We start from the raw sequence: 23,547 nt of genomic DNA, 5'->3' as shown, positions 1-23,547 counted from the left end.
CGCTGGATTCTTGACGCCAGCAGGGGCCGCGGAACCGGCTTTGCCGGGCCGCAGGCGCAGCGCCCCCTCGGGGGGCAGAGAGCTACACGAAGTGAGCGAACGTGGGGGCATAGTCAGCGACCAAAAAGGAACTTCGGACCCATCCAGTTGAGGAGCTTGCGCACCGCAACGGAGAGCACCAAATAGATCAGTGTGGCGATGATGAAGGCCTCAAACGCCCGGAAGTTGCGGCCCTGGATCAGGTTGGCGGCGTAAGAGAGTTCCTGCGTCGAGATTTGCCCGCACACTGCGGAGCCCAGCATCACGATGATGATCTGGCTCACCATGGCGGGCCAGACCTTCTTGAGTGCCGGCGGCAGCACCACACGGGTATAAATCTGCACGCGGTTGAGTGCCAGGCTTTCGGCGGCTTCAATTTGTCCGCGTGGCGTGGCTTCAACGCCCGCGCGAATGATCTCGGTGGCGTAGGCAGACAGGTTGATCACCATCGCCAGCACCGAGGCCGTCTCAGGCGACAGCCTGAAGCCCGCAGCCGGCAGGCCGAAGAAGATGAAGAACAGCTGAACGATGAAGGGCGTGTTGCGGATCAATTCCACATACGTACCCACCACCCAGCGCAGCCACGTGGGCCCGCTGGCACGCGCCCAGGCAAACGCCATCCCCATGAACATGCCCAGCACCGACGAGATCGCCGTCAGGCCCAGCGTCCAGGCAACCCCAATGGCCAGCAGCGGCCATTGCGACAACACGGCCATGAAATCCAACTCAACGCGCATCTGGTGCTCTCCTGTTGAACGACGATTGCCTTCCCTACCAGTAGCCGCAGTGGAACCGGCTTAGCCGGGCCACAAGCGGCGCCCCCTGCAAGGGGGAGGCGGTTACGCGCAGCGAACCGCAACGGGGGTCAGGGAAGATTGCCGGCAGGGCGACCCAGCCATTTCATCGCGATCTTGTCCAGGTCGCCATTTTTCTTGGCTTCGGCAATGACTTCATTGACCTTCAGGCGCAGCTTGTCTTCACCTTTGGCCACGCCGATGAAGTTGGGGCTGTCGGCGAGCAGCAGTTTGTACTCGGTGTTCAGTTGCGGGTTCTTGGCCATCATGTTGCCGGCCACTGACGCGCCGGTGGCGATCAGTTGCACCTGGCCTGCGGTGTAGGCCGACACGGTGGTGTTGTTGTCTTCAAAGCGCTTGATGTCCGCGCCGGCGGGTGCAACCTTGCTCAGCTCCTGGTCTTCCAGGGCGGCGCGCGTGACGCTGATGCTCTTGCCGGAAAGATCGGCAAACGACTTGACGCTGACGCTCTTGGGGCCGAACACCGCCTGGAAGAAGGGCGAGTAGGCCACCGTGAAGTCGATGACTTTTTCGCGGTCGGGGTTTTTGCCCAGTGTGGAGATGACCAGGTCGGCCTTTTTGGTTTGCAGATAAGCGATGCGGTTGGCGCTGGTGACGGGCACGAGCTCGATTTTCACACCGAGTTTTTGCGCGATGTAGCCGGCCATTTCCACGTCCAGGCCCTGGGGTTTCAGGTCAGTGCCAACCATGCCGTAGGGCGGGAAGTCGGTCGGGATGGCGATCTTGATCTCTTTGGCTTTCATGATGTCGTCCAGCGCAGTCTGTGCATGGACGCCGGTGGCGCCCAGCACGGCGGCTGCGGCAAGGGCAAGAGAAAAAACGCGTTTGCTGGGATTCATAGCAGGGCTCCAAGGTAAGTTGAGGAATCGTCAGTGGGTTTGGCCGAAGCACGGCCGGGCTTGCGAACACGGGAGGGCGGCGAGGACGCCGCCTTGTTGCTGGGGCTCTGCGCATCCAGTGGACTTAATGCACTGCGCAGATGCGACAGCGGGTCGCCGGCGCCGACCTGCAGCTTGAGCGCGGCCTGCACGCTGCCGATATGGGCTTGCATGAGCTTTTCAGCCTTGGCCAGGTCGCCCTTTTCAAGCGCCTGCACGATCTGCACATGCTCTTCGCAGGATTGCGCCGCGTCGTGCGACGACTGGTAGAGCATGGCAATGAGTGTGGTGCGCGCGGTGAAGTCGCGCAGGGTATCGGCCAACAGGCTGTTGCCCAGGCATTCGGCCAGGCACACATGAAAGTCGCCCAGCAAAAAACTGCGCAGGCCCACGTCGTCGCCCTTGACGGCGGCTTTCTCGCGGGTGAGGTGGCTTTTGAGCTGCTTGATGGCAGCCTTGCTGACGTCACCGGTACAGCGGATCAGGCCCATCTCGATCACGCGGCGCGCCTCGAAGGCTTCGCGCGCCTCTTCCTGCGAAGGCTCGATGACGTACCAGCCACGCCGGCTGCTGACGGTAACGATGCCGCGCACCGCCAGCCGGGTCAGGGCCTCACGCACGATGGTGCGGCTGCAGTCAAACAACATGGCCAGCTGCTGCTCGCCCAGGCGCGCGCCGGGCGCAAGCTTTTGCGCCATCACGGCTTCAATGATGCGGTTGGAAATGTCGGAGGCGGTGGCCATGCACCAGACAGTGCATATCCCGTGCCAGCCGCCAAACTGGTTCAATCAACTGGTATACAAGCTATGTGCACCTATCTGGCGTGCCAAAAGGCCCGGTTTGCGGGTTTTTGGGGCTGCCCGCACCAGAACGGGGAGTGACGCGGCCCGCGGCAGATGCCCGCGGTTTGCCGCGCGGGGAGCTGGTTAGTCCAGCTTTGCACCGGAAGCCTTGACCGCCTGGGCCCAGCGCGGCATTTCAGTGGCCAGGAACTGGGCGAATTCGTCACTGCCCATGAAGGCAGGGTCGGCCCCTTGCGTGACCATGCGGTTGCGGATGTCCGGGCTGGCCATGACTTGCCTGAAGGCATCGCTGAGTTTGGCGGTCACGTCCTTGGGCAGGCCGGCGGGTGCGAGGAAGCCGTAAAAGCCCACCACCTCAAACCCCGTGATGCCCGATTCAATGACGGTCGGGATGTCGGGCAGGGCGGGGTTGCGCTCCTTGCTGGTCACGGCCAGCGCACGAACCTTGCCCTGCTTGTGATAGTTGGCTGCCTGCGGAATCGATTCGCCCATGAACTGCACCTGGCCTGCCATCAGGTCGGTAAAAGCGGGGGCGCTGCCGCGGTAGGGGATGTGCACCATGAAGAGCCCGGTGGCATTCTTGAACATCTCGGGCACCAGATGGCTGATGCCGCCGTTGCCGGCCGATCCGTAGTTGACCTGGCCGGGCCTGGCCTTGGTGTAGGCGATGAATTCCTTGAGGTTGTTGACCGGCAGCTTGGGGTTGACCAGCAGCGCCAGCGGTTGCATGGCGGTGCGCGCAATCGGGGTGAAGTCTTTCAGCGTGTTGTAGGGCAGCTTGCTGTAGAGCGCGGGGTTGATCACCATCACGCCGGTGTTGGCCAGCATCAGGGTGTAGCCGTCGGGCGCGGCCTTCATGACGTCTTGTGCGCCCACGGTGCCGCCGGCGCCGGATTTGTAGTCGATCACGATGGGCTGACCCAGCACGGCCTGCAGGCGCTCGGTCAAGAGGCGTGCATGCTGGTCCAGCGGCCCGCCGGCCGGAAAACCGATCACCACGCGGATGGGTTTTTCGGGAAAAGCCGCGAACGCTGCGCCAGAGGCCAGCGCTGTGAAGGCCAGCGCGCAAGCCGACATCAGGGTTTTGCGTCGAAGGGCGAGAAATCGGGTCATGGTGTCTCCTGGATGTTTCTACTTTTATTTCCGCGTGTAAACGGTGAGGCCGGAAGGACTTCCTTCGTGAAAGGGGGAAGCATGTGCTCTCGCACGGGGTGCAATCCATCATAGTGAGCGCGGGTCGCTCAAGTGACAGTGTTTTATCAGGAGCTTCCCGGATGTGGGCAGTGTGGACTCGGGGTAGGCTTGGGTCCCAAGTCAGTACTTGTCTGGAGCCTTTTTCTTGACCCTTGATTCCAACACCGGCCAGGCCGTCCCCGCAGCAACTCCGCACAACCTGCACCACCAGGTCTGGCCCAAGCGCCTGCCGCACAGCATCACGCCGCCGGCGACTTCGCTCTGGCACAACCTGGCGGTCAGCGCGTTGCGCTTTCCGGACAAGCCCGCGCTGGTTTTCTTCAACCGCGCGCTTAGTTATGCCGAAGTGATGCGTCAGGCGGAGCGCCTGGCAGCCACGCTTTACCGCATGGGCGTGCGCAAGGGCGACCGCGTGGTGCTCAACATGCAGAACTGCCCGCAGTGGGTGATCGCGCACTTTGCGATCCTGCGGGCCAACGCCGTGGTGGTGCCGGTCAACCCGATGAACCGGGCCGAAGAACTCAAGCACTACATCATCGATCCCGACGCCAGGATTGCCATCACCACAGCCGACCTGGCGCCCGAGCTGGCCAGGGCCAATGCACAGTTGGCACCCACCGACCGGCTCATGCACCTGGTGGTCACGCATTACAGCGATGCTTTTGACATGGAGCAATCCGGCGGCGACGATGCAGCGATGCCCGACGCCTGGCGCGACTGGCTGGGCACGCGCCACTCGCTGCCCGCACTGGATGGCGGCACGGTGATGAGCTGGGCTGATGCGATGACGGCCGGAGAAACCACCGAGCTGCCCCCACACACCGCCACACCGCAGGACCTGGCCGTGCTGCCCTACACCAGCGGCACCACCGGCCTGCCCAAGGGTTGCATGCACACGCACGCCAGCATCATGCACAACGCGGTGGCCAGCTGTTTGTGGGGCGGCAGCACGTTTGAAAACGTCACGCTGTCTGTGGTGCCGATGTTTCACATCACAGGCATGGTGTCGGTCATGCACGCTTCCATTTACGGCAGTGCGACGCTGGTTATCATGCCGCGATGGGACCGCGAGCTGGCCGGGCGCCTGATCTCGCGATGGGGGGTGACGCACTGGACGAATATCCCCACCATGGTGATCGACCTGCTGGGTAGTCCCAACTTCGCCAGCTTCGACCTTCGCAGCCTGGTCTACATCGGCGGCGGCGGGGCGGCCATGCCGCAGGCGGTGGCCCAGCGCCTGTGGGAACAATACGGCCTGCGCTTTGCCGAAGGCTACGGCCTGACGGAAACCGCGGCGCCCTCGCACAGCAACCCCTATGACGCCACCAAACAGCAATGCCTGGGTGTTCCCTTCATGAGCTGCGACTCGCGCATCATTGATCCGGTCACGCTCAAGGAAGTGCCACAGGGCGAGCAGGGCGAAATCATCATGAGCGGGCCGCAGATATTCCAGGGCTACTGGAAGCGTCCGGACGCGACGGCCGAAGCTTTTATTGAGCTCGATGGCAAACGTTTCTTTCGCTCGGGCGATCTGGGGCGCATGGACGAGCAGGGATATTTCTTCATCACCGACCGGCTCAAGCGCATGATCAATGCCTCGGGCTTCAAGGTGTGGCCGGCCGAGGTCGAGGCGCTGATGTTCAAGCACCCGGCCATCCAGGAGGCCTGCATCATCAGCACCAAGGATGCCTACCGCGGCGAGACGGTCAAGGCTGTGGTGGTGTTGCGCGCCGCGGCCAAAGGCCAGACGACGGAAGACGACATCATCAACTGGTGCAAGGAGAACATGGCGGCGTACAAATATCCGCGTGTGGTGCAGTTTGTCGATGCACTGCCCAAGAGCGGCTCGGGCAAAGTGATGTGGCGCGCGTTGCAGGAAGCGGAGCAGGGCGCACGGTGAAGACTCTGGCACGATGAGGGTTCTGAGCCTTCTGAGTGCCACCCGGAGACAAAATTGAAAATCACATCGGTCAAGCCGTTTATCCTGCATGTGCCCGTTACGGGCTCGCAGATTGCCGACAGCACCCATACCATTTCGCACTGGGGCGTGGTCGGGGTGCAGATAGACACAGACAACGGGCTCACCGGGTACGGCTTCACCGGCACCCATGCCCATTTGCCGAGCGACCAGCTGATCACGCGCTGCATCGAGACCTGCCATGCGCCGCTTCTGATCGGTGAAGACGCGGCAGACATCCAGCGTTTATGGCTCAAGCTGGCGCGCAACCCGGCCCTGCAGTGGGTGGGGCGCGCCGGCATCATCACGCTGTCTCAGGCCGCCATCGACATCGCGCTGTGGGACTTGAAGGCCAAGGCTGCGGGCGTGCCGCTGTGGAAGCTGCTGGGCGGCCAGGTGCGCGAGAAAGTACGCGCTTACAACACCGACATCGGCTGGCTCAGCATTCCCGACGACCAGCTGGTGGCCGGTGCGAAGCGCGCGGTGGACGAAGGCTTTACCGGCATCAAGGTCAAGATTGGCTCCAGCGTCGACCGCGACCTGAAACGGCTGGAGGCCGTGCGCCGCGCCATCGGCCCCGCCATCACCATGGCAACCGACGGCAACGGCAAATGGGACTTGCCCACCTGCCAGCGCTTTTGCCGCGCGGCAGAGGCATTTGATTTGTACTGGATCGAAGAGCCGCTTTGGTACGACGACGTGAAAGGCCATGCGCAACTGGCGCGCAGCACCAGCATCCCCGTGGCGCTGGGCGAACAGCTCTACACGCACGACGCGTTTGCCGAATTCTTCCACCAGGAAGCGATTCATTGGGTGCAGCCCGATGTGACGCGCATGGGCGGCATCACCGAAGTGCTGCGCGTCTGCGACACGGCGCATTCTTTCCGGTTGCCGGTGGCGCCGCACGCGGGCGACATGAGTCAGGTGCATGTGCACCTCAATCATGCCCACCCGGCCTGCACGGTGCTTGAATACATCCCCTGGATCAAGGACTGCTTCCTGGAGCCGGCCCAGGTGGTGGACGGCCACTTCAGCCTGCCGCAGCAGCCGGGCGCCAGCACCACGCCCACGGAAGCAGCCTGGGCCAGATACCACCAGCCGGCATCCTGATGTCGTTCGGATGATTTTTAGTAAAAAGTGGCTGAAAGCCATAATGGACGAGCGCAAGCAGCTATAAAAATAGTAGCAAAATCCTGCACGGCTGTGCCGGCTTTCCAGGTCAGGTATCGTGCTGCTCTGTCAAACCAACGAACACGCGGCGCTTGCTGCGCTTTTCCTGCATGGCCAAACCCGCTCCGCCTCTTCCTCCTTCGCCTGACCTGGATGACAAGCCGCTCGATGGCTGGCGGCTGCGCCTGTACACCATCATCTTTGAGGCCGACACCCGTGCCGGACGGCTTTTTGACAAGACACTGATCGCCCTTATCCTGGTCAGTATCGCCGTGGTGATGGCCGACAGCGTGCAGTCGATCCATGCTTCGCACGGCCGGGCGTTCGCGGTGGTCGAATGGATCTTCACGCTACTCTTCACCGCCGAATACATCGCGCGCCTGGTGTGTGTGCGCAAGCCGCTGCAGTACGCGACAAGTTTTTTCGGCATCATCGATCTGGTCGCCGTGTTGCCAACTTACCTGGCGCTGTTCTTTCCGGAACTCCATGCGCTCATCGATGTGCGCGTGCTGCGGCTGCTGCGTGTGTTCCGTATCTTCAAGCTGGCTGCCTACGTGGCTGAATACCAGTCGCTGGGCCGGGCGCTGGCAGCGAGCGGCCGCAAGATTCTGGTGTTCCTGTCAGCCGTGGTCATGATGGTGCTGGTGATGGGTACCGTGATGTACGTGGTCGAAGGGCCGTCCAACGGCTTTACCAGCATCCCGACCTCGGTCTACTGGGCCATCAGCACGGTCACCACGGTAGGCTTTGGCGACATCACGCCCAAGACAGACCTGGGCCGGCTGATCTCGTCATTCATGATGTTGCTGGGCTGGGGCATTCTTGCGGTGCCCACCGGCATCGTCACGGCCGAAATGGCGGCGGAGCGGCGGCTGCAGCATCTGGCCTTGCCGACCACGCGCACCTGCCATGAATGCCTGACCGAAGGCCACCTGCCCGAGGCAGACTTCTGCTTTCATTGCGGGGCAGCGCTGCCGCTTTATCAGCATCAAGACCAGCACAAGGATTCCGGGGACGCGAAGGATGCATCCTCTCGGCGTCCTGGTGTTTAAGACGCGCCGGCCGTCAACCGGCGCGGCGTGATCTCTATCGACCCGAGCGCTGTACTCATCCACACCGTGCCGTCCTGCACCGTCACCTGCAGCTGCATGCTGCGCTCAGCCAATTTGGCCAAGGCCTGGCTTTCTGCCGCGTCGATCTGCCAGACCACCAGGTTGGCGGCGCGGGTGAGCTTGGTTTCAATGTTCTTCCACCAGACCGGTGTACTGCTGGCAAAGCTGTAGACGCTGACCTTTTCGGCCCGCCCGGCGGCCTTCATCAGGCGCTTGTCGTCGGGCTGGCCGACGTCAATCCAGTGCAGGATCTGCTCGGTGTAGTCCTTGTGCCAGAGCGCGGCTTCATCCACGTCCCACAAGTCCTTGGCAAATTCAAGGTTGCCCTTTTTGTCGTCGGCCGGCACGTTGAGCGCGAAGGCCAGCAGGCGGATCATCATGCGTTCGTCGGCCTCCGACGGGTGGCGCGCAATGGTCACGCTGTGGTCGGCGTAGATGCTGCGGTCCATGTCGGACAGGGCTAGCTGGGCTTTGTAGATAGTGGCTTTGAGTGCCATAGGATTTACTTCTTTATCTCTGGTCTGGACGGGAACGAACCCTCTATTGGAACAGAGCGCAGAAGGGTAACCCCGCCCGAGCGGGATTTAACGGGTCTGGCTATAGTTTCCCCGATGATCAGTCTTTCAGTCCTAGACCAGTCCGTCGCCGTCACCGGCCGCACGGAAGACGCCTCCATCCGCGAAACCCTGCAACTGGCCCGCCACTGCGAAGCGCTGGGCTACAAACGCTTTTGGGTCAGCGAGCATCACAGCCACCCCAGCATCGTCGGCTCGGCCCCCGAAGTCTTGATGGCAGCCATCGCGGCCACCACCAGCCGCATCCGCGTGGGCAGCGCCGGTGTCATGCTGCCGCACTATGCGGCGCTCAAGGTGGCAGAGCAGTTTCGGGTACTCGAAGCCATCGCGCCGGGCCGCATCGACCTGGGAGTGGGCCGCGCGCCGGGCTCGGACATGCGTACGGCGCGTTTGCTGAGCAGCGACCCGCGTCAGTCGGCCGAGAACTTTCCCATCCAGGTGCGTGAGCTGCAGGCCTGGCTGGCTGGCGTTGACCTGCCCGAAGGCCATCCGGGCCGCGGCGTGACGGCCAACCCCATGGGGCCGACCACGCCGGAGATGTGGATGCTGGGCAGTTCTGACTACGGCGCGCAGCTGGCCGCGCACTATGGACTACCGTATGCGTTTGCTTACTTCATCACCGACGGGCAGGGCGCGGAGCAGGCATTGGACCTGTATCGGTCCACCTACCGGCCCAGCCCGCGCCACCCGACGCCGCAGGCGGTGCTCTGCGTCTGGGCGCTGGCGGCCGACACGGAGGCCGAGGCCTGGCATCACTTCTCGGGTCGCGAGCGCTGGAAGATAGACCGCAACCGCGGCGCGCTGGCGGCCCTGCCTTCGCCCGAAGAAGTGGCGCTGCGGCCGTATACGCCAGTCGAGCAGGCCGAGGCCGACAGGCTCAGGGCCAATGCGTTGGTCGGCAGCGGCCCGCAAGTTGCTGCCAAATTAAGGGCGTTGGCTCATACACTGGGGGTTGACGAGCTGGTCGTGATCACCTGGACACACGACCCCGTTGCCCGCAGGCGCTCCTATGAACTGCTGGCGCGGGAGTTTTTCTGAGTTTGAAACCGGCTACCCACAAAAAACACTGAACAAATATCGAGACAAGGACCACCCCATGCAAACGCCTCCTGCCACTCCGCTCTTTAGCGCCGCCATCGCCGGCAGCCTGCCCAAACCTGGCTGGCTGTCGGAAACCCAAAAACTCTGGCCTCAGTGGAAAAGTGAAGGCGAAGAACTCAGGCAGGCCAAGGCCGACGCCACGCTGCTGTGGATCAAGGTGCAGGAAGACGCGGGCCTGGACGTGATTGGTGACGGCGAGCAGTCGCGCCAGCACTTTGTGCACGGTTTTCTGGAGCAGGTTGACGGCATCGACTTCGAGCACAAGGTCAAGATGGGCATACGCGACAACCGCTATGACGCGATGGTGCCGCAGGTGGTGTCGCAGCTCAAGCTCAAGGGCCGGGTGCATGCTGCTGAAGCACGGCTGTTGCGCGCGCACACCACCAAAAAAATAAAATTCACCTTGCCGGGCCCGATGACGATTGTCGACACCGTGGCCGACCAGTTCTACGGCGACAAGGTCAAGATGGCGATGGCGTTTGCTGAGCTGCTGAACCAGGAAGCGCTGGCGCTGCAGGCCGACGGCGTCGACATCATCCAGTTCGACGAACCCGCGTTCAATGTCTACATGAAGGAAGCCGCCGACTGGGGCGTGAGGGCGCTTGAGCGCGCGGCGCAGGACCTGACCTGCACGACCGCCGTGCACATTTGCTACGGCTACGGCATCAAGGCCAACACCGACTGGAAGGAAACCCTGGGCGAGGAATGGCGGCAGTACGAAACCGTGTTTCCGGCGCTGGCCAAAAGCACCATCCGCCAGGTCAGCCTGGAGTGCTACCACTCCCACGTGCCGCCGCACCTGATGGCGCTGCTTGAGGGCAAGGACGTGATGGTCGGCGTGATCGACGTCGCCAGCGAGGAGATTGAAACGCCCGAGCAGGTGGCCGACACCATCGGCAAGGCGCTCAAATATGTGCCCAGAAACCGATTGATTCCCTGCACCAATTGCGGCCTGGCGCCCATGGACCGCGAAGTGGCCCTGAAGAAGTTGCAGGCGCTGGGTGCAGGTGCGGCGCTGGCGCGGGAACGCTACAAGTAAGGTTGCTCAGCGCGCGCGGCATTGCTGCGCAGTGCGGGAGGCCGTTGTGCTGGACTGAATGCACGGCGCTGGTGTACGCTGGCAGCATGAGCAATGACCCCACGCTTCCGCATCATCCTCACGACCACGATCATTCTCACGGTCCTGGACACGCGCATCCTCACGCGCAGGGAGAAGCCGACCCGCCATGGAAGCACGACGGCGTGCGCGTGATCGCCGGCAATCAGCTTGATGGCAATACCGCACAAACACCCGGCATGGACAGGCGCGCCGCCATCAACTTCGCCCGCGTCGGTGCCCAAAAGCTCTGGGCCGGCACGGTGACCATCCACGCCGACGCCAAGACCGGCGCCCATCATCATGGTCATCTGGAAAGTGTGATCTATGTCATCCGGGGCAAGGCTCGCGTGCGTTGGGGCGAGCGTCTTGAATTCACCGCCGAGGCGGGTCCGGGCGACTTCATCTATGTGCCGCCTTATGTGCCGCACCAGGAAATCAACGCCAGCCCGACCGAGGTGCTGGAGTGCGTTCTGTGCCGCAGTGATGGCGAAGCGGTTGCCATCAACCTCGATATCGATCCTGTGGAGAAGCCAGACACGGTGCTGTGGGTGGACCCGACCCATCCTCATGGGGGCGTCTAAAAATACGTGTAAAGCCTGGGTGAAGGCTGTATGAGGGCGGTGTGAACACGTGCTGAAGTGCGCAAAAGCGCACACTTTCACCTGAACGCGGAAAGCTTTCCTTACGAATGTCACTTCGTCCTACAGGATGTATCCGTCGGTGTTGTTACAACCGGGGCTCACACACAGGAGTTCCATCATGGACACCAACAACCAAGTTAATCAACCCGCCGTTCAACCCCAGCCTGCCTCGCAGCCGGGCTTCTCGCAACGCCTGCAGCACAGCAAGGCGCTTGTCGCCATCGTTGCCGTGCTCGGCGTGACCGTCATGGCGCTGGCCGCCGCGCTGGTCGTCAACCGGTCCGACGCGCAGCCGGGTGGATCGGCTGCCGCCAATGAACCTGCGCAAACTTCCAAGCTGGCGGCGGACACGTCCAAACACACGCAGCCCGCCAAGCCGCACACCAGCCCGGTCGTGGTCGCGCAAGCCGCGCCGCGCGCCAATGTCTGCGCAAGCTGCGGCACCGTCGAAGCTGTGACCCCTGTTCAACGCCAGGGCAAAGTGAATGGCGTGGATGTGGGTAACACCACCATCGGACTTGGCACGGTGGCCGGCGGCGTTGTCGGCGGCCTTGTCGGTAACCAGATGGGTGGCGGCAATGGCAAAACCGCCATGACCGTGCTGGGTGTTGCCGGCGGCGCATTTGCCGGCAACCAGATCGAGAAAAACATGAAGAAGGTCACCGTGTACGAAGTGCGCGTGCGTATGGACGATGGCACCGTGCGCAACATGGAGCTTTCCAGCGCCGTGGCAGTGGGTTCGAAGGTGATTGTTGAAGGCAAGAATCTCCGTCTTGCTTGATGGGCCCCCACGCTTTTCACTTCGTGTAATGCGCTGCCCCCCGAGGGGGCCGCCCGCTGGCAGTCCGGCAAAGCCGGCCCTGCGGCTCATGCTGGCCTTAAGAAGGGGCCTCAATAAAAAGCGCTGGTGTTTGTCACCGGCGCTTTTTTTTTGGCCGTCATTCTTGTCGGGCGGCTTCATAAATCCCTGGGTCGGCCAAGACCTGTGCGGAGGGTTAGCATGGAGCCCTGCATCTTCCGAATTCCCGATCAATCGATCGATTTCCACATCCCGCCTCAACATCAGCTTGAGCAGAAAGAAAGACCCATGAAAGCCATCTGGAACGGCGCAGTGATTGCGCAAAGCGACGACACCGTGGTGGTGGAAGGCAACCACTATTTCCCTGAAAGCGCGCTCAACCGCGACTACGTGACCTTCAGCAACCACCACACCATGTGTTCTTGGAAAGGCCAGGCCAGCTACTACTCGTTGCTGGTCAACGGTGAAATGAACACCGATGCCGCCTGGTATTACCCCAATCCCAAGCCCGAAGCCGACAACATCAAGGGCCATATTGCCTTCTGGAAGGGCGTGAAGATCGAGCCCTGACGCACCAGCCTGAGGCTGCTGCTGCCGGGAGGCCCGATGAACGCCTGAAGAGGGCGGGTTTACCCTGAATCTTCAGCGTTTGCCTGGAAAATTTGCCATGTAATATGTATGCTTATTAAAAATGACCCTTCCGGGCCGTTGCCAATAAGGAGACTTCATGACGCCTTCCGCGGCCGATCCAGCGCTGATCGAAAAACTCGTGATGGCCAACCGCATCCTGTACGACCAGGGTGTGGTGGACGGCTTCGGCCATGTGAGCGTGCGCCACGACAAGTCACCTGAACATTTCCTGCTGTCCTGCAACCGCGCCCCCGGCCTGGTCAAAAAAGCTGACATCCTGACCTACGACCTCAATGGGGACCTGGTGGGTGAGTCCACGCTGCGTTCTTACCTGGAGCGCTTTATCCACGGCGAAATCTATCGCGCGCGGCCTGACGTGATGGCGGTGGTGCACAGCCATTCCCCTAGCGTGATTCCTTTCGGCGTGACCGGCCAGCGCCTGCGCCCCATCTTCCACATGAGCGGTTTTTTGGGCAGCGGCTCGACGCTGTATGAAATTCGCGAGTCCAACGGCAACACCGACCTGCTGATCCGCGACATGGGCCTGGGCAAAGACCTCGCCAGGGCACTGGGCCAGCACACCTGCGTGCTGATGCGCGGCCACGGTTCGACCGTAGTGGCGCCTTCGCTGGAGCGCGCGGTTTACCGGGCGGTCTATGCCGAAGAAAATGCCAGACTGCAGCTCACGGCATCGGCCCTGGGCCCTATCGAATTCCTGACGCCCGAAGAAGCGGACCTGGCCATGGCGACGAATGAGGGCCAGGTCATGCGGCCGTGGGAATTGTGGAGCCGCAGTATCGGCGCTATTGAATAAACAGCCCGTACAAACGAAAGAGGAAAGAGGCGATTCATGAAATTTCCAAAGCTCCTGGCCCTGGTCACCTTGATGTCACTGACCTGCATGACAGCAACGCAGGCGCTGGCGCAAGCCTATCCATCACGCCCCGTGCGCATCATTGTTCCTTATGGCACCGGCGGCGGCTCCGACATCCTGGCGCGCCAGATCGGCGCACGCCTGCAGACCCTGTGGGGGCAGGGCATAGCGGTCGACAACCGTGCGGGTGCCTCCGGCAATATCGGCACGGAAGCCGTGGTCAAGGCGCCGGCAGACGGCTACACGCTGCTGCTGCAAAACAGCACCATGGTGGTCAACCCGGCCGTGAACGGCAAGCTCAACTACGACCCCGAAAAAGACCTGACACCCATCATGCTGCTGGGCCTCACGCCGATCGCGCTGGTGTCTCATCAAAGCACCAACATCAAGACGATTCAGGAACTGGTCACCTATTCCAAAGCCAACCCGGCAGCGCTGAGCTACGGCTCCTGTGGCGTCGGCACACCGCAGCATTTCGTGATGGAACTGGTCAAGCAAAAGTCTGGTGTCAGTGCTACCAATGTCGGCTACAAGGGCTGTGCCCCTGCGCTGACCGACGTGGTGGGCGGCCAGGTGCAATTGGCCATCCTCAGCGCCAACCTTGCTGCGCCGCACATCAAGACCGGCAAGCTCAACGGCATTGGCGTGTCGACCGCTACGCGCTATGACCTGATGCCCCAGGTGCCGACCTTTGAAGAGCAGGGCCTGAAGCCGCTGGACTTTTCCATCTGGTATGCGCTGATGGGCCCGGCCAAAATGCCGCCCGAGGTGGTTGCCAAAATTTATGCGGACGTTCAAAAAGTATTGGCCGAAGCCGCCGTGAGGGAAAACCTTTCAGGAGCAGGCGTGGAGCCCCTGAGCGGCGACGGCGCCGTGCTTGCCAGGCTGATCAAGGTGGACCTGGCGCGTTATGCGCAACTGGCCAAATCGGCCAATATCAAACCTGAATGAATGCTGGGGGGTAGTGACGCCCGCGCAGCGCAGGCGCTGCGGTTTCGGCGCCTTGTCTGACGGCGGCCTGTCACCCAATACCCTATAACTGATGCATGGCGGGCCCGTAGCGGCCCTGCTCTGGCCGGCATTGACCCGCGAAGGGCGCCGGCCGCAGAATCCATTCCTGGCTCAAGGAGATTCCATCATGTACAAGCACATTCTGGTTCCTGTAGACGGCTCTTCCACCTCGCGCAAGGCGATCGGCAATGCATTGGCAGTCGCCCAGGCGTTCAAGAGTGAGGTGACCGTCGTTTACGTCATAGATCCCTATGCTTTTACCGGGGTGGGCGCCGACTTTGCCTACGGGCAGGCTGAATACCTGAGCGCTGCCACGGCCGAAGCCAATGAGGCCATCACCGCAGCCAAGCAAGCTTTCAAGGAGGCGGGTATCACCGCCACCGGATCGGTGGTGGAAGGCCATGCCATCTATCGCGGCATTCTTGACACCGCCGAGGCGATCAATGCCGACCTGATCGTGATGGGCTCGCATGGCCGCCGCGGGCTTGAAAAACTGGTACTGGGTAGCGTCACCGCCCAGGTGCTTTCCCATGCACACCTGCCTGTGCTGGTGGTGCGCGACTGAGCCGCCGTTTCCTGATGACGTGACACCAACAAAGGAGCTTTTATGGACCTTCTGAACCACGACATTGCACATGAATTTCCGGAATACCTGCAGAAGATGCGCAGCCTCAAGGTGTCTGACCCACACTTTGCCGAGCTCTTTGCGCGCTACGACGAGGATAACCACGCGATTGCAAAGTATGAGCAGGGCGTGGGTGTCATCACGGACGAGGCGCTGGAAGACCTGAAAAAGCGGCGGCTCAAGGTCAAGGACGAGATTTACCAGATCCTCAAGAAAAGCTGATCACGTCATGGGAATTCCTGATTTTTAAGGAAAACTGCCTTGAAACCCAATAGGAACTTGCGCAAGCAGCTATCAAAAAGGAAGCAAGACACGGGGTTTGCATCGTTCCTGCCCTGCAGGGTGGCTTGAAAGTCCGGTGATATGGACAACGGTTTTCGGCCGTTTCATCAAACTGCCATGTGCCGCGGGTACGCTGGGGTGTTGACCGATTTCCGGTTGTGCAGGAGAGAGCCTTGAGTTCAAGCGAAGAAGAATTGATGCGGCGGATCCGCAATGACCTGATCGACAGCTACGACGAAGAGCTGGAGATGGAGATTGAAGACCGCACCGTGGCCGAGCTTGTCGGGGAAGAGCAGCCTGCCCGCAGCCCCAGGGACGCGGCACAGGAAAAAGAAGACCGCCGCCAGTACTTCCGTGAGCTGTTCCGCCTGCAGGCCGAACTCGTGAAGCTGCAGGACTGGGTGGTCAGCACCGGCCACAAGGTGGTGATTTTGTTTGAAGGGCGCGACGCCGCCGGCAAGGGAGGCGTGATCAAACGCATCACCCAGCGGCTCAATCCGCGCGTCTGCCGTGTGGCGGCATTGCCAGCCCCGAACGACCGCGAGCGCACGCAGTGGTACTTCCAGCGTTATGTGTCCCATTTGCCGGCAGCCGGCGAGATCGTGCTGTTTGACCGCAGCTGGTACAACCGCGCCGGCGTGGAACGCGTCATGGGCTTTTGCACCGACGACCAGTACGAAGAATTTTTCCGTACCGTGCCGGAGTTTGAAAAGATGCTGGTGCGTTCGGGCATACAGCTCATCAAGTACTGGTTTTCCATTTCCGATGAAGAGCAGCACCTGCGCTTTCTCGGGCGCATCCACGACCCGCTCAAGCAATGGAAGCTCAGCCCCATGGATCTGGAGTCACGCCGCCGCTGGGAGGAGTACACCAAGGCCAAGGAGATCATGCTGGACCGCACCCACATCCCCGAGGCCCCATGGTGGGTGGTGCAGGCGGACGACAAGAAAAAAGCCCGCCTGAACTGCATCCACCACCTGCTGCAGCAGATGCCCTACCAGGAAACCCCGCACCCGCCCATCGTGCTGCCCGAACGGGTGCGCCATGAGGACTATGTGCGCGTTCCGGTCCCACAAAACATTGTGGTACCGGAAATCTACTAACACCCCCGTTCAGGCTCACTTCAGAAATAGACCCACCCCTGTCCAGGCTCACTGCGTGTAGCCTGTTCCCCCCTCGAGGGGGCGGCGCCTGCGGCCCGGCAAAGCCGGTTCCGCGGCACCTGCTGGGTTTAAGAGTTCTTTGGTAACCAGTGGGAGCGGTCAGTCCCTCACGTCAGCTACTGGATTGGCGCCGAAATCTGGCCGTGCCAGGAAAGCGAGGATTCGCGCAGCTGCATCTTCGGGCGATGTCAGTACGCCGCCGGTTTTCAAACCTACAAACGACTCACGATCCGGAAAGGCCTTGGGGTCGGCTGCGCGCAGCTGCTCCTGCATGCCTGTGTCGATCACGCCGGGTGCGAGTGAGCAGACTTTGGCGCCATGGGGCTTCAGGGCTTCTTCCAGTGCCAGGCAGCGGGTGAAATGGTCCATGCCGGCTTTGGCGGCGCAGTAAGCCGCTTGCGAAGCCATGGCGCGGCGCCCCAGGCCCGACGAAATATTGAGCACCTTGCGCGGCGCCTGCCAGCCGCCGGTGGCGCGCAGGAAGGCGGCGGTGATTTGCATGGGCGCTTCCAGTCCCACACGCAGCGCCCTTGCCAGGTCTGCTTCGCCAATCTGGTCCAGCGAGCCGATCTGCGGGATCAAGCCTGCGTTGTTGATCAGCGTGACGCTGGTCCAGGGTGCCCTGGCATGTGAATCCTTGAGCCAGCTTTCCAGCTTCTCATTCAGTGAGCCGCTGTCCGCCAGGTCATGCGCCCATTGCAGCACCGTAGCGCCGACATGCTGCGCATGTTCTTCCAGCTCGGGCACGGCAGTGCGCGAAATGCCAAGCACCGTGTGGCCGGCGGTGAGCAGCTGGCGTGCCATGGAAAAGCCCATGCCGCGCGAGGCGCCTGTGATCAGGGTGAGGTGGGTGTTTTGTGTCATGGTTGCATGGTAGCGCCGGTACCATGGAACTGCTCGCGGTCTAAAAGTCGGGCTTGCTTTCAAATGCCATCGCCTGCCCGCTGGCCGGATGCGTGAGCTGCAGCGCTGCGGCGTGCAGCAACAGCCGGGGCGCGGCCGCCTGTACCGTTTCAGAGGCGTACAGCGCGTCGCCTAAAATCGGATGGCCCAGCGCTTTTAGATGCACGCGCAATTGATGCGACCGGCCGGTGACAGGTTCGAGTTCTACGCGCGTGGTGTTAGCCGCCGTATCATGCGCCAGCACGCGCCAGCGGGTCTGGCTGGGTTTGCCGCGTTCGGCATCGATGATGCGCAGCGGCCGGCGTGGCCAGTCCACGATGATGGGCAGGTCGATCAGGCCCCAGCCGTCCGGGGCATTCGGATCACTCGATGCGGGCGAGTGGCCGCTTACCACCGCCACGTAGCGCTTGCCAACCTCACGCGTTTCAAACGATCGGCTCAGCGCCCGCTGCATGGCCGCGCCGCGCGCCATCAGCATCAGGCCCGAGGTGGCCTGGTCCAGCCGGTGCACGATCAGGGCGTCTGGAAAGGCGGCCTGCACGCGGGCACTCAGGCAGTCCTGCTTGTCTTCGCCGCGTCCCGGCACTGAGAGCAGTCCTGAAGGCTTGTCCAGCACCAGCAGGAACTCATCGGCGTGTAGCAGCCTCACACCTGGAATGTCGATGACATTACCTGCGGGGTAATTGTTCTGCGGCGGCTCGGCCTTCATGATTCAGTCAACGAAAAGTTTTTAACCAAGGAGAAGACATCATGACTGACGCAGGTGCCATTGCCATTGCATGTGGATTGATCATCGGCCTGGGCGCCATTGGCGCCTGCCTGGGCATAGGGACGATGGGCGGGCGATTTCTGGAAGGTGCCGTGCGCCAGCCCGAATTGATGGAGCCGCTGCAGGTCAAGATGTTCCTGCTGGCCGGCCTGATCGATGCCAACTTCCTGATCGGTGTGGGCATCGCCATGATGCTCTTGTTCGCCAATCCCCTCTAGGGCTGGGGCTTGGCTTTAGGCGGCGGGAAGTTGTGAACCGGCGGGCTGCTGCGTTTGACTTCCCGCAGCATGAAGAGGTAAAGGCTTTCGACTTTCTCGCGCGCCCAGGGCGTCTTGCGCAAAAATTTCAGGCTGGACGCCACGCTGGGGTCGCTGGTAAAACAGCGGATGTTGATGCGCTGGCCCAGCTCTTCCCAGCCGTAGTGGTCAGACAGCGCAGTGACGATCGTTTCCAGCTTGACGCCATGCAGTGGATTGCCCGGCTGTGCTGGAGCGACAGCCAGGACATCTCCGGGCGGGTTTGCAGGCAAGTCGCCAGTGCCGACCATCAAAACCTTATTTGTTCTTCAGTTTGCCGCGCAGCGGAACCTGCGTCACGATGGTCGGGCGCACCGCGTCGGGAGACACCGTCTTGGGTGGCGAGGTGTCCTTCTTCGGCTTCTTGACCATCTTGTTGTTGTTTTGCTGTCCTTTTGCCATGGTTTTCTCCGTTGGGTTGAGTGAGGTTGATAAAAGAATCGCGAGAGGGATGCCGTGATTATCAATGCAACTTGATGCGGGGGCGATAGGTGCGGTCCAGCATTTCCGACAGCGTGATCAGTGCGGTTTTCTTGAAGCCGCCCAGCGCCAGCTGGTGCTGCTTGTGCAGGCCCCAGTACATGAACTTGGCCAGCTGGCCTTCAATGAAGAAGCTGCCCTTGGTGAGACTGCCCATCAGGCTGCCGACGGAAGAGTATTCCGACAGCGACACCAGCGAACCCTGGTCCTTGAAGACGAAGGGCGCTACCGGCTTGCCGGCGATCAGGTCGGAGAGTGAGCGTGTCAGGTACATGGCCTGCTGGTAGGCGGCCTGGGCTCGCGGTGGTACCCAGGTGCCGTCGGGTTGCTGGCATGCCGCACAGTCGCCAAAGGCATAGATGTTTGCGTCGCCCGTGCTTTGCAGGTTTCCGTTCACCACCAGCTGGTTGAGCCTGTTGGTTTCCAGCGGGTTGCCATCGCCCAGGGTCCGCAGAAAGTCGGAGGCTTTTACGCCGGCGGCCCACACCGTGATGCTCGATGAAATGACCTTGCCGCTGGCCATCTTCAGGCTGTCGGCCGTGACTTCCACCACTTTTTCATTGGTGTGCACTTCGATGGCCAGCTTGCGCAGCTCGCGCATGGCCGATTCGCTCAGTCGCTCGGGCAACTGGGCCAGCAGGCGCGGCGCGGCTTCGACGAGAACGATCTGCAGGTCTTTTTCGGGGTGGATGTGGTCAAAGCCGTAGTTGGCCAGCACCCGCGCTGCGGCGTGCAGCTCGGCGGCCAGCTCCACCCCGGTGGCGCCGCCGCCCACGATCGCCACCGTCAGACGACCGCTGCCGGCCACGCGCGGCACGGTTTGCGCGCGAATGCAGGCGTTGATGAGGCGGTCGTTAAAGCGCTTGGCGGCCTGCGGGCTGTCGAGCTTGATGGTGTGTTCGGCCGCACCGGGCGTGCCGAAGTCGTTGGTCTGGCTGCCCACGGCAATCACCAGCGTGTCGTAGGCCAGTTGCTGGGCCGGTGTGATCTCGCGGCCGGCTTCGTCATGGCTGGCGGCCAGCTGCAGGGTTTTGTTCTGGCGGTCCACGCCGGTCAGGCTGCCCAGACGGAACTTGAAGTGGTTCCAGCGGGCCTGCGCGAGGTATTCAATTTCTTCGGCGTGGGTGTCAAAACTGCCGGCGGCCAGCTGGTGCAGCAGCGGTTTCCAGACGTGGGTGCGGGCGGCGTCGACCAGGGTGACCTCGGCCAGGCCCTTTTTGCCCAGGCGTTTGCCCAGTTGCGTGGCCAGCGCCAGCCCTCCGGCGCCTCCGCCCACTATGACGATGCGGTGCATAACTTCTTCCTCCTGGTGCCAGGGTGGCCCTGTTATGTCGCCATGTTAACTGCCTGTTTCGCCTAAAACGGTCTCCCACTTAAAGCCAATGGCCTAATTTTCAGGCCAGCAGGCGGGCTTATCGGGCTTGTTTTCCGGTTTGGGTAAAAATGGTCCCGCTCCGGGGAGAGCCCTCATGCCTGTGGATGAGTCAATGCACTAATTCTGGATTTAGCTATACAGGACGTGCGCAAGCAGCTATTAAATCAATAGCATTGCAACCGCCGAAGCGTCCCCTCAAGAGTAGCCCCGTGCCACACCTCGCGGGTACGGCGCTGTTAAGCTTCGGGCCGCATGCCGACACACTCATTCAAGGAACTCACCCGCCAGCGCGCCTACATGCGCATGTGGTTCGCCCGGATTTTTGCCACCACAGGCAACCAGATGCTGATGGTCGCCGTGGGCTGGCAGATGTACGAACTGACCGGTAACGCCTGGGACCTCGGGCTGGTGGGGCTGTACCAGTTTGTTCCGGCCTTGCTGCTGACGCTGGTGGCCGGACACGTCGCCGACCGATTTCACCGTGGGCGCATCATCGCGGCCTGCCTGGTCACGCAGGCCACGGTGGCGATGATCCTGGTGGCGGCCACACAGGGCTGGCAAATTGGGGGAATGCACCACAGCTGGGCTTCGCGCGAGTTGTTGCTGGCAGTGTCGGTCATGCTGGGCGTGGCCCGCGCCTTCCAGATGCCCGCGCAGCAATCGCTTACCCCGGTGCTGGTGCCGCCCGCCATGCTGCCGCGCGCCATGGCTTTCAGCTCGGCCGGCATGCAGGCAGCAGTCATAGGCGGGCCAGCGCTGGGTGGCGTGATTTTTGTGGCCGGCGCCACGGCGGTGTATGCCACCTGCGCCTTCCTCTTTGCCACCGGCTGCGTGCTGATCGCGGTGCTGCGCTATGACCACGCGCCGCCGCCGCGCGAGCCGGTGACGCTGCGCACGCTGCTGGCCGGCGTGGAGTTTGTATGGCAGCGCAAGGCCCTGCTGGGCGCCGCGTCGCTGGATCTTTTTGCCGTGCTGCTGGGCGGCGCCACGGCCTTGCTGCCCATGTTCGCCAAAGACATCCTGCACGTCGGGCCCTGGGGCCTGGGCCTGCTGCGCGGTGCCCCTGCGGTCGGCGCTTTGCTGACGTCCGCGGTGCTGACCCGCTGGCCGCTGGAGCGACGCGTCGGGCCGACCATGCTGTCGGCCGTAGCCCTTTATGGCGTGTGCATGGTGGTGTTTGGCCTGTCGACCAGCTTTGTGCTGTCACTGCTGGTGCTGGCCGTCTCGGGCGGCGCCGATATGGTCAGCGTGGTGGTGCGCCAGACACTGGTGCAGATCGAAACGCCGAATGAAATGCGCGGCCGCGTCAGCGCGGTCAACTCCGTGTTCATCGGCGCGTCCAACCAGCTTGGAGAGTTTGAATCAGGCGCCACTGCAGCGCTGCTGGGGCCGGTCGGGTCGGTTGTGGCGGGTGGGGTGGGGACGCTGCTGGTGGCTGCGGCGTGGTTCAGGCTCTTCCCGTCGTTGTCGCGGCGGGACAAGATGGTTAACCGTTAGCGTCCGCGCTTTCAAAACCGGGATCGTGAGATTTCGATGAATGAGTCAACGCATCACTTGAGTGAAGCCTCCACCAGCGCTGCCCATGATTCAAAAGAATCGGCTGGCCAGTTGTTGTCGACCTTGAGCCTTTCGACTAAGAAGGGCCGCGGCCTGCCACCGTACCAGTTCACCCAGACGCAAGTGCCATTGCCTGGAATTTGTGCAAGTGGAACGTCGAATTCTTTCACGAAGAATTCCGTGCCGGCCGGAAATTCGGACAGCTTGGGAATGCGCGGTTTCGGGGTGCGCTTTGGGATGTAGACGCAGGCGAATGCAACAAGTGACAGTGCAATCACGATCAACATTTCGAGTGGCATATATGGGGCCTAAGGATTGAGATGAACTCGACCTGACTTGTCGAGGTGAACTCTTGATGGAAGCTTAGCCGCCACGCATTTCACGCAGCACCTGGCGGGCAAGATACCCGAAGGAGGCACCGGTCCCAGGCACGCCGACTGTTGGCGGAAACGACGGAGTAGCGTTCCTGAACTCTTCGACACCGAGTAACGCTCCATTGGCGCGCGAGAGCATGGCTTCGAATTCCCAGAACTCCGACGTATCGGTCAGCCAGACGCCTGCCATCAGGTTCCCTTCCTGTTCGGGGATTTCATGGAGCTGTACCAATAGGCCGGACGCAGGCTTAAGCCCGTGCGAAAGAAGAACCGTATGAAGCCAAGCCTGCAATGAGGATTGGAGTGCAGCCGCGTGCTCGATCTGAGCCTTGACGGCGGCATTCTGCTGTTGAACATTGCGTTGGAGTGCCATGGTGCCTGATGGTTGCTGCTGATGGACGTGTTATCCATGCCTGGCTTTTGTCGGGTCACGGGGAAATTCAGGCGCCAGGTACCCGCTATAGGAGAGCACTGTACCGAGCAATGGGAGGCCGACTTCTACTTTGAACTGATACTGACCGTTGTCGATGCACTTCGATGCGGCCGTGCGAGGCAGGAGCCAAAGAGGGAAGGGAACGCCCGCTAGCCGGCCCCCGATGGGCCGCCAGACCCAGCCGCCATTGACAATGGAAACACCCAGCTTGAGGCGAAGCAGGCCCGATGACTCGACCCAGTAACCCGATGGATAACGACCTGTCGGCGTGAAGGTTGAGGCAAACGTGGAGGTTTTATTGAAGGTACGGTTCCAGTGAAGCTCGGTGTCAGTGCTGAAAATGGAAACGCTCATCGATGCAGTCCCGTCGCAAGGCGGGACACCAAGTTTTTGCGCAAGCCGCCGGCCTGCCCAACCTGCAAGGCCGGTGCCCAGGCGAACCTCGACTGTGCCAGAGAGCATGCCTCCAGACCGATGAAGTTCCTGGAGCAACGGGTGCAGTTGTGCGAAGGCCTCACCAAACCAGGTTTCAACGACTGCTGACATGCGCTCTTTCGGTTGCGGTGCAGTTCCGCCATGAACCGGATCAACA

The 23,547-nt window shown here is 61.9% G+C and carries 28 protein-coding genes; 15 read left to right on the top strand and 13 right to left on the bottom strand.

The window, feature by feature from the left end; translation table 11 throughout:
* Positions 1-113 precede the first annotated feature (113 nt).
* The 4 genes from AC1DZE_RS14870 to AC1DZE_RS14855 all read right to left on the bottom strand — a co-directional run bounded on the left by AC1DZE_RS14870 (position 114) and on the right by AC1DZE_RS14855 (position 3,612).
* A complete protein-coding gene (locus tag AC1DZE_RS14870; protein ID WP_457279228.1) occupies positions 114-776 on the bottom strand; it encodes an amino acid ABC transporter permease in 663 nt (220 codons plus the stop codon).
* A 128-nt stretch (positions 777-904) separates the two neighbouring features.
* Positions 905-1,693 (bottom strand): transporter substrate-binding domain-containing protein, encoded by a 789-nt coding sequence (locus tag AC1DZE_RS14865; RefSeq protein WP_457279227.1) that lies wholly within the window; start codon positions 1,691-1,693, stop codon positions 905-907.
* Positions 1,690-2,475 carry a GntR family transcriptional regulator gene (locus tag AC1DZE_RS14860; protein WP_457279226.1) on the bottom strand — a complete coding sequence of 262 codons (786 nt, stop codon included), beginning with the start codon at positions 2,473-2,475 and terminating at the stop codon, positions 1,690-1,692. Before AC1DZE_RS14860 ends, AC1DZE_RS14865 begins: the two co-directional genes overlap by 4 nt.
* Before the next feature lie 183 nt (positions 2,476-2,658).
* Entirely contained in the window at positions 2,659-3,612 is a 954-nt protein-coding gene (locus AC1DZE_RS14855) for a Bug family tripartite tricarboxylate transporter substrate binding protein (RefSeq protein ID WP_457279788.1), read from the bottom strand.
* Between the two features lie 262 nt (positions 3,613-3,874).
* On the opposite strand from AC1DZE_RS14855, the gene AC1DZE_RS14850 reads away from it, so the two are divergent.
* The 3 genes from AC1DZE_RS14850 to AC1DZE_RS14840 all read left to right on the top strand — a co-directional run bounded on the left by AC1DZE_RS14850 (position 3,875) and on the right by AC1DZE_RS14840 (position 7,908).
* Positions 3,875-5,629 carry a long-chain fatty acid--CoA ligase gene (locus AC1DZE_RS14850; protein ID WP_477673549.1) on the top strand — a complete coding sequence of 585 codons (1,755 nt, stop codon included), beginning with the start codon at positions 3,875-3,877 and terminating at the stop codon, positions 5,627-5,629.
* A gap of 54 nt (positions 5,630-5,683) precedes the next feature.
* Positions 5,684-6,796: a mandelate racemase/muconate lactonizing enzyme family protein gene (locus tag AC1DZE_RS14845; RefSeq protein ID WP_477700242.1), complete on the top strand. Its 1,113-nt coding sequence runs from the start codon at positions 5,684-5,686 to the stop codon at positions 6,794-6,796.
* A gap of 170 nt (positions 6,797-6,966) precedes the next feature.
* Positions 6,967-7,908, top strand: a complete 942-nt coding sequence (locus AC1DZE_RS14840) for an ion transporter (RefSeq protein WP_477700241.1) — start codon at positions 6,967-6,969, stop codon at positions 7,906-7,908.
* Here the strand turns inward: AC1DZE_RS14840 and AC1DZE_RS14835 are convergent.
* Positions 7,905-8,465 carry a YaeQ family protein gene (locus tag AC1DZE_RS14835; protein WP_477671455.1) on the bottom strand — a complete coding sequence of 187 codons (561 nt, stop codon included), beginning with the start codon at positions 8,463-8,465 and terminating at the stop codon, positions 7,905-7,907. The genes AC1DZE_RS14840 and AC1DZE_RS14835 overlap by 4 nt on opposite strands.
* Positions 8,466-8,582: 117 nt before the next feature.
* Between AC1DZE_RS14835 and AC1DZE_RS14830 the strand changes: the two genes are divergently transcribed.
* The 10 genes from AC1DZE_RS14830 to ppk2 all read left to right on the top strand — a co-directional run bounded on the left by AC1DZE_RS14830 (position 8,583) and on the right by ppk2 (position 16,708).
* Entirely contained in the window at positions 8,583-9,581 is a 999-nt protein-coding gene (locus AC1DZE_RS14830) for an LLM class flavin-dependent oxidoreductase (RefSeq protein WP_477673846.1), read from the top strand.
* Between the two features lie 58 nt (positions 9,582-9,639).
* Complete coding sequence (locus AC1DZE_RS14825; RefSeq protein WP_477671457.1) at positions 9,640-10,683, top strand: methionine synthase; 1,044 nt, start codon at positions 9,640-9,642, stop codon at positions 10,681-10,683.
* A gap of 86 nt (positions 10,684-10,769) precedes the next feature.
* A complete protein-coding gene (locus AC1DZE_RS14820; RefSeq protein ID WP_477700295.1) occupies positions 10,770-11,324 on the top strand; it encodes a cupin domain-containing protein in 555 nt (184 codons plus the stop codon).
* Between the two features lie 178 nt (positions 11,325-11,502).
* On the top strand, positions 11,503-12,165 hold the full coding sequence (locus tag AC1DZE_RS14815) for a glycine zipper 2TM domain-containing protein (RefSeq protein ID WP_477674707.1): 663 nt from the start codon (positions 11,503-11,505) through the stop codon (positions 12,163-12,165).
* A 306-nt stretch (positions 12,166-12,471) separates the two neighbouring features.
* Positions 12,472-12,753 (top strand): DUF427 domain-containing protein, encoded by a 282-nt coding sequence (locus AC1DZE_RS14810; RefSeq protein ID WP_477674366.1) that lies wholly within the window; start codon positions 12,472-12,474, stop codon positions 12,751-12,753.
* Positions 12,754-12,910: 157 nt separating this feature from the next.
* Positions 12,911-13,627, top strand: coding sequence for a class II aldolase/adducin family protein (locus AC1DZE_RS14805; RefSeq protein WP_477674365.1), 717 nt, complete (start codon positions 12,911-12,913; stop codon positions 13,625-13,627).
* A gap of 36 nt (positions 13,628-13,663) precedes the next feature.
* On the top strand, positions 13,664-14,638 hold the full coding sequence (locus AC1DZE_RS14800) for a Bug family tripartite tricarboxylate transporter substrate binding protein (protein WP_477700240.1): 975 nt from the start codon (positions 13,664-13,666) through the stop codon (positions 14,636-14,638).
* Between the two features lie 187 nt (positions 14,639-14,825).
* Positions 14,826-15,263: a universal stress protein gene (locus AC1DZE_RS14795; RefSeq protein ID WP_477674367.1), complete on the top strand. Its 438-nt coding sequence runs from the start codon at positions 14,826-14,828 to the stop codon at positions 15,261-15,263.
* Positions 15,264-15,305: 42 nt separating this feature from the next.
* Positions 15,306-15,545, top strand: coding sequence for an HP1242/YdcH family protein (locus AC1DZE_RS14790; protein WP_457279214.1), 240 nt, complete (start codon positions 15,306-15,308; stop codon positions 15,543-15,545).
* A 257-nt stretch (positions 15,546-15,802) separates the two neighbouring features.
* Positions 15,803-16,708: a polyphosphate kinase 2 gene (gene ppk2, locus AC1DZE_RS14785; RefSeq protein ID WP_477671621.1), complete on the top strand. Its 906-nt coding sequence runs from the start codon at positions 15,803-15,805 to the stop codon at positions 16,706-16,708.
* 159 nt (positions 16,709-16,867) lie between these two features.
* Here the strand turns inward: ppk2 and AC1DZE_RS14780 are convergent, their stop codons facing one another.
* Positions 16,868-17,632, bottom strand: coding sequence for an SDR family NAD(P)-dependent oxidoreductase (locus AC1DZE_RS14780; protein ID WP_477672634.1), 765 nt, complete (start codon positions 17,630-17,632; stop codon positions 16,868-16,870).
* A 40-nt stretch (positions 17,633-17,672) separates the two neighbouring features.
* Positions 17,673-18,380, bottom strand: coding sequence for a pseudouridine synthase (locus AC1DZE_RS14775; protein WP_477700239.1), 708 nt, complete (start codon positions 18,378-18,380; stop codon positions 17,673-17,675).
* 41 nt (positions 18,381-18,421) lie between these two features.
* Between AC1DZE_RS14775 and atpE the strand changes: the two genes are divergently transcribed.
* Positions 18,422-18,658, top strand: coding sequence for a F0F1 ATP synthase subunit C (gene atpE, locus AC1DZE_RS14770; protein WP_477671465.1), 237 nt, complete (start codon positions 18,422-18,424; stop codon positions 18,656-18,658).
* Here the strand turns inward: atpE and AC1DZE_RS14765 are convergent.
* From AC1DZE_RS14765 to AC1DZE_RS14755, 3 genes are all read right to left on the bottom strand, one after another.
* On the bottom strand, positions 18,655-18,987 hold the full coding sequence (locus AC1DZE_RS14765; RefSeq protein WP_477671466.1) for a VF530 family protein: 333 nt from the start codon (positions 18,985-18,987) through the stop codon (positions 18,655-18,657). The genes atpE and AC1DZE_RS14765 overlap by 4 nt on opposite strands.
* 7 nt (positions 18,988-18,994) lie before the next feature.
* Positions 18,995-19,138, bottom strand: coding sequence for a hypothetical protein (locus AC1DZE_RS14760; RefSeq protein WP_164483755.1), 144 nt, complete (start codon positions 19,136-19,138; stop codon positions 18,995-18,997).
* A 61-nt stretch (positions 19,139-19,199) separates the two neighbouring features.
* A complete protein-coding gene (locus AC1DZE_RS14755; protein WP_477666318.1) occupies positions 19,200-20,510 on the bottom strand; it encodes an NAD(P)/FAD-dependent oxidoreductase in 1,311 nt (436 codons plus the stop codon).
* A 333-nt stretch (positions 20,511-20,843) separates the two neighbouring features.
* Between AC1DZE_RS14755 and AC1DZE_RS14750 the strand changes: the two genes are divergently transcribed.
* The gene (locus AC1DZE_RS14750) at positions 20,844-22,088 is read left to right on the top strand and encodes an MFS transporter (protein ID WP_477671468.1); all 1,245 of its coding nucleotides are present in this window, start codon (positions 20,844-20,846) and stop codon (positions 22,086-22,088) included.
* Between the two features lie 53 nt (positions 22,089-22,141).
* Here AC1DZE_RS14750 and AC1DZE_RS14745 read toward each other — a convergent pair whose 3' ends face one another.
* The 3 genes from AC1DZE_RS14745 to AC1DZE_RS14735 all read right to left on the bottom strand — a co-directional run bounded on the left by AC1DZE_RS14745 (position 22,142) and on the right by AC1DZE_RS14735 (position 23,501).
* Positions 22,142-22,447, bottom strand: coding sequence for a hypothetical protein (locus AC1DZE_RS14745; RefSeq protein ID WP_477672637.1), 306 nt, complete (start codon positions 22,445-22,447; stop codon positions 22,142-22,144).
* A 64-nt stretch (positions 22,448-22,511) separates the two neighbouring features.
* Positions 22,512-22,895 carry a hypothetical protein gene (locus AC1DZE_RS14740; protein ID WP_477671470.1) on the bottom strand — a complete coding sequence of 128 codons (384 nt, stop codon included), beginning with the start codon at positions 22,893-22,895 and terminating at the stop codon, positions 22,512-22,514.
* Positions 22,896-22,925: 30 nt separating this feature from the next.
* Entirely contained in the window at positions 22,926-23,501 is a 576-nt protein-coding gene (locus AC1DZE_RS14735; RefSeq protein WP_477671471.1) for a DUF4166 domain-containing protein, read from the bottom strand.
* Between the last annotated feature and the right edge of the window lie 46 nt (positions 23,502-23,547).

Source organism: Polaromonas sp. P1_F1 (assembly GCF_056405795.1).
This window is presented reverse-complemented; position numbering and strand designations above follow the sequence as displayed.

What these genes read in the sequence shown, in the direction of transcription:
- AC1DZE_RS14825 (WP_477671457.1), top strand. Translation starts at nt 9,640, where the DNA reads ATGCAAACGCCTCCTGCCACTCCGCTCTTTAGCGCCGCCATCGCCGGC.
- AC1DZE_RS14795 (WP_477674367.1), top strand. Translation starts at nt 14,826, where the DNA reads ATGTACAAGCACATTCTGGTTCCTGTAGACGGCTCTTCCACCTCGCGC.
- AC1DZE_RS14810 (WP_477674366.1), top strand. Translation starts at nt 12,472, where the DNA reads ATGAAAGCCATCTGGAACGGCGCAGTGATTGCGCAAAGCGACGACACC.
- AC1DZE_RS14870 (WP_457279228.1), bottom strand. Translation starts at nt 776, where the DNA reads ATGCGCGTTGAGTTGGATTTCATGGCCGTGTTGTCGCAATGGCCGCTG.
- AC1DZE_RS14765 (WP_477671466.1), bottom strand. Translation starts at nt 18,987, where the DNA reads ATGGTCGGCACTGGCGACTTGCCTGCAAACCCGCCCGGAGATGTCCTG.
- AC1DZE_RS14820 (WP_477700295.1), top strand. Translation starts at nt 10,770, where the DNA reads ATGAGCAATGACCCCACGCTTCCGCATCATCCTCACGACCACGATCAT.
- AC1DZE_RS14775 (WP_477700239.1), bottom strand. Translation starts at nt 18,380, where the DNA reads ATGAAGGCCGAGCCGCCGCAGAACAATTACCCCGCAGGTAATGTCATC.
- AC1DZE_RS14860 (WP_457279226.1), bottom strand. Translation starts at nt 2,475, where the DNA reads ATGGCCACCGCCTCCGACATTTCCAACCGCATCATTGAAGCCGTGATG.
- AC1DZE_RS14790 (WP_457279214.1), top strand. Translation starts at nt 15,306, where the DNA reads ATGGACCTTCTGAACCACGACATTGCACATGAATTTCCGGAATACCTG.
- AC1DZE_RS14760 (WP_164483755.1), bottom strand. Translation starts at nt 19,138, where the DNA reads ATGGCAAAAGGACAGCAAAACAACAACAAGATGGTCAAGAAGCCGAAG.
- AC1DZE_RS14750 (WP_477671468.1), top strand. Translation starts at nt 20,844, where the DNA reads ATGCCGACACACTCATTCAAGGAACTCACCCGCCAGCGCGCCTACATG.
- AC1DZE_RS14855 (WP_457279788.1), bottom strand. Translation starts at nt 3,612, where the DNA reads ATGTCGGCTTGCGCGCTGGCCTTCACAGCGCTGGCCTCTGGCGCAGCG.
- AC1DZE_RS14805 (WP_477674365.1), top strand. Translation starts at nt 12,911, where the DNA reads ATGACGCCTTCCGCGGCCGATCCAGCGCTGATCGAAAAACTCGTGATG.
- AC1DZE_RS14800 (WP_477700240.1), top strand. Translation starts at nt 13,664, where the DNA reads ATGAAATTTCCAAAGCTCCTGGCCCTGGTCACCTTGATGTCACTGACC.
- atpE (WP_477671465.1), top strand. Translation starts at nt 18,422, where the DNA reads ATGACTGACGCAGGTGCCATTGCCATTGCATGTGGATTGATCATCGGC.
- AC1DZE_RS14740 (WP_477671470.1), bottom strand. Translation starts at nt 22,895, where the DNA reads ATGGCACTCCAACGCAATGTTCAACAGCAGAATGCCGCCGTCAAGGCT.
- AC1DZE_RS14835 (WP_477671455.1), bottom strand. Translation starts at nt 8,465, where the DNA reads ATGGCACTCAAAGCCACTATCTACAAAGCCCAGCTAGCCCTGTCCGAC.
- AC1DZE_RS14840 (WP_477700241.1), top strand. Translation starts at nt 6,967, where the DNA reads ATGGCCAAACCCGCTCCGCCTCTTCCTCCTTCGCCTGACCTGGATGAC.
- AC1DZE_RS14735 (WP_477671471.1), bottom strand. Translation starts at nt 23,501, where the DNA reads ATGTCAGCAGTCGTTGAAACCTGGTTTGGTGAGGCCTTCGCACAACTG.
- AC1DZE_RS14815 (WP_477674707.1), top strand. Translation starts at nt 11,503, where the DNA reads ATGGACACCAACAACCAAGTTAATCAACCCGCCGTTCAACCCCAGCCT.
- AC1DZE_RS14780 (WP_477672634.1), bottom strand. Translation starts at nt 17,632, where the DNA reads ATGACACAAAACACCCACCTCACCCTGATCACAGGCGCCTCGCGCGGC.
- ppk2 (WP_477671621.1), top strand. Translation starts at nt 15,803, where the DNA reads ATGCGGCGGATCCGCAATGACCTGATCGACAGCTACGACGAAGAGCTG.
- AC1DZE_RS14755 (WP_477666318.1), bottom strand. Translation starts at nt 20,510, where the DNA reads ATGCACCGCATCGTCATAGTGGGCGGAGGCGCCGGAGGGCTGGCGCTG.
- AC1DZE_RS14865 (WP_457279227.1), bottom strand. Translation starts at nt 1,693, where the DNA reads ATGAATCCCAGCAAACGCGTTTTTTCTCTTGCCCTTGCCGCAGCCGCC.
- AC1DZE_RS14745 (WP_477672637.1), bottom strand. Translation starts at nt 22,447, where the DNA reads ATGCCACTCGAAATGTTGATCGTGATTGCACTGTCACTTGTTGCATTC.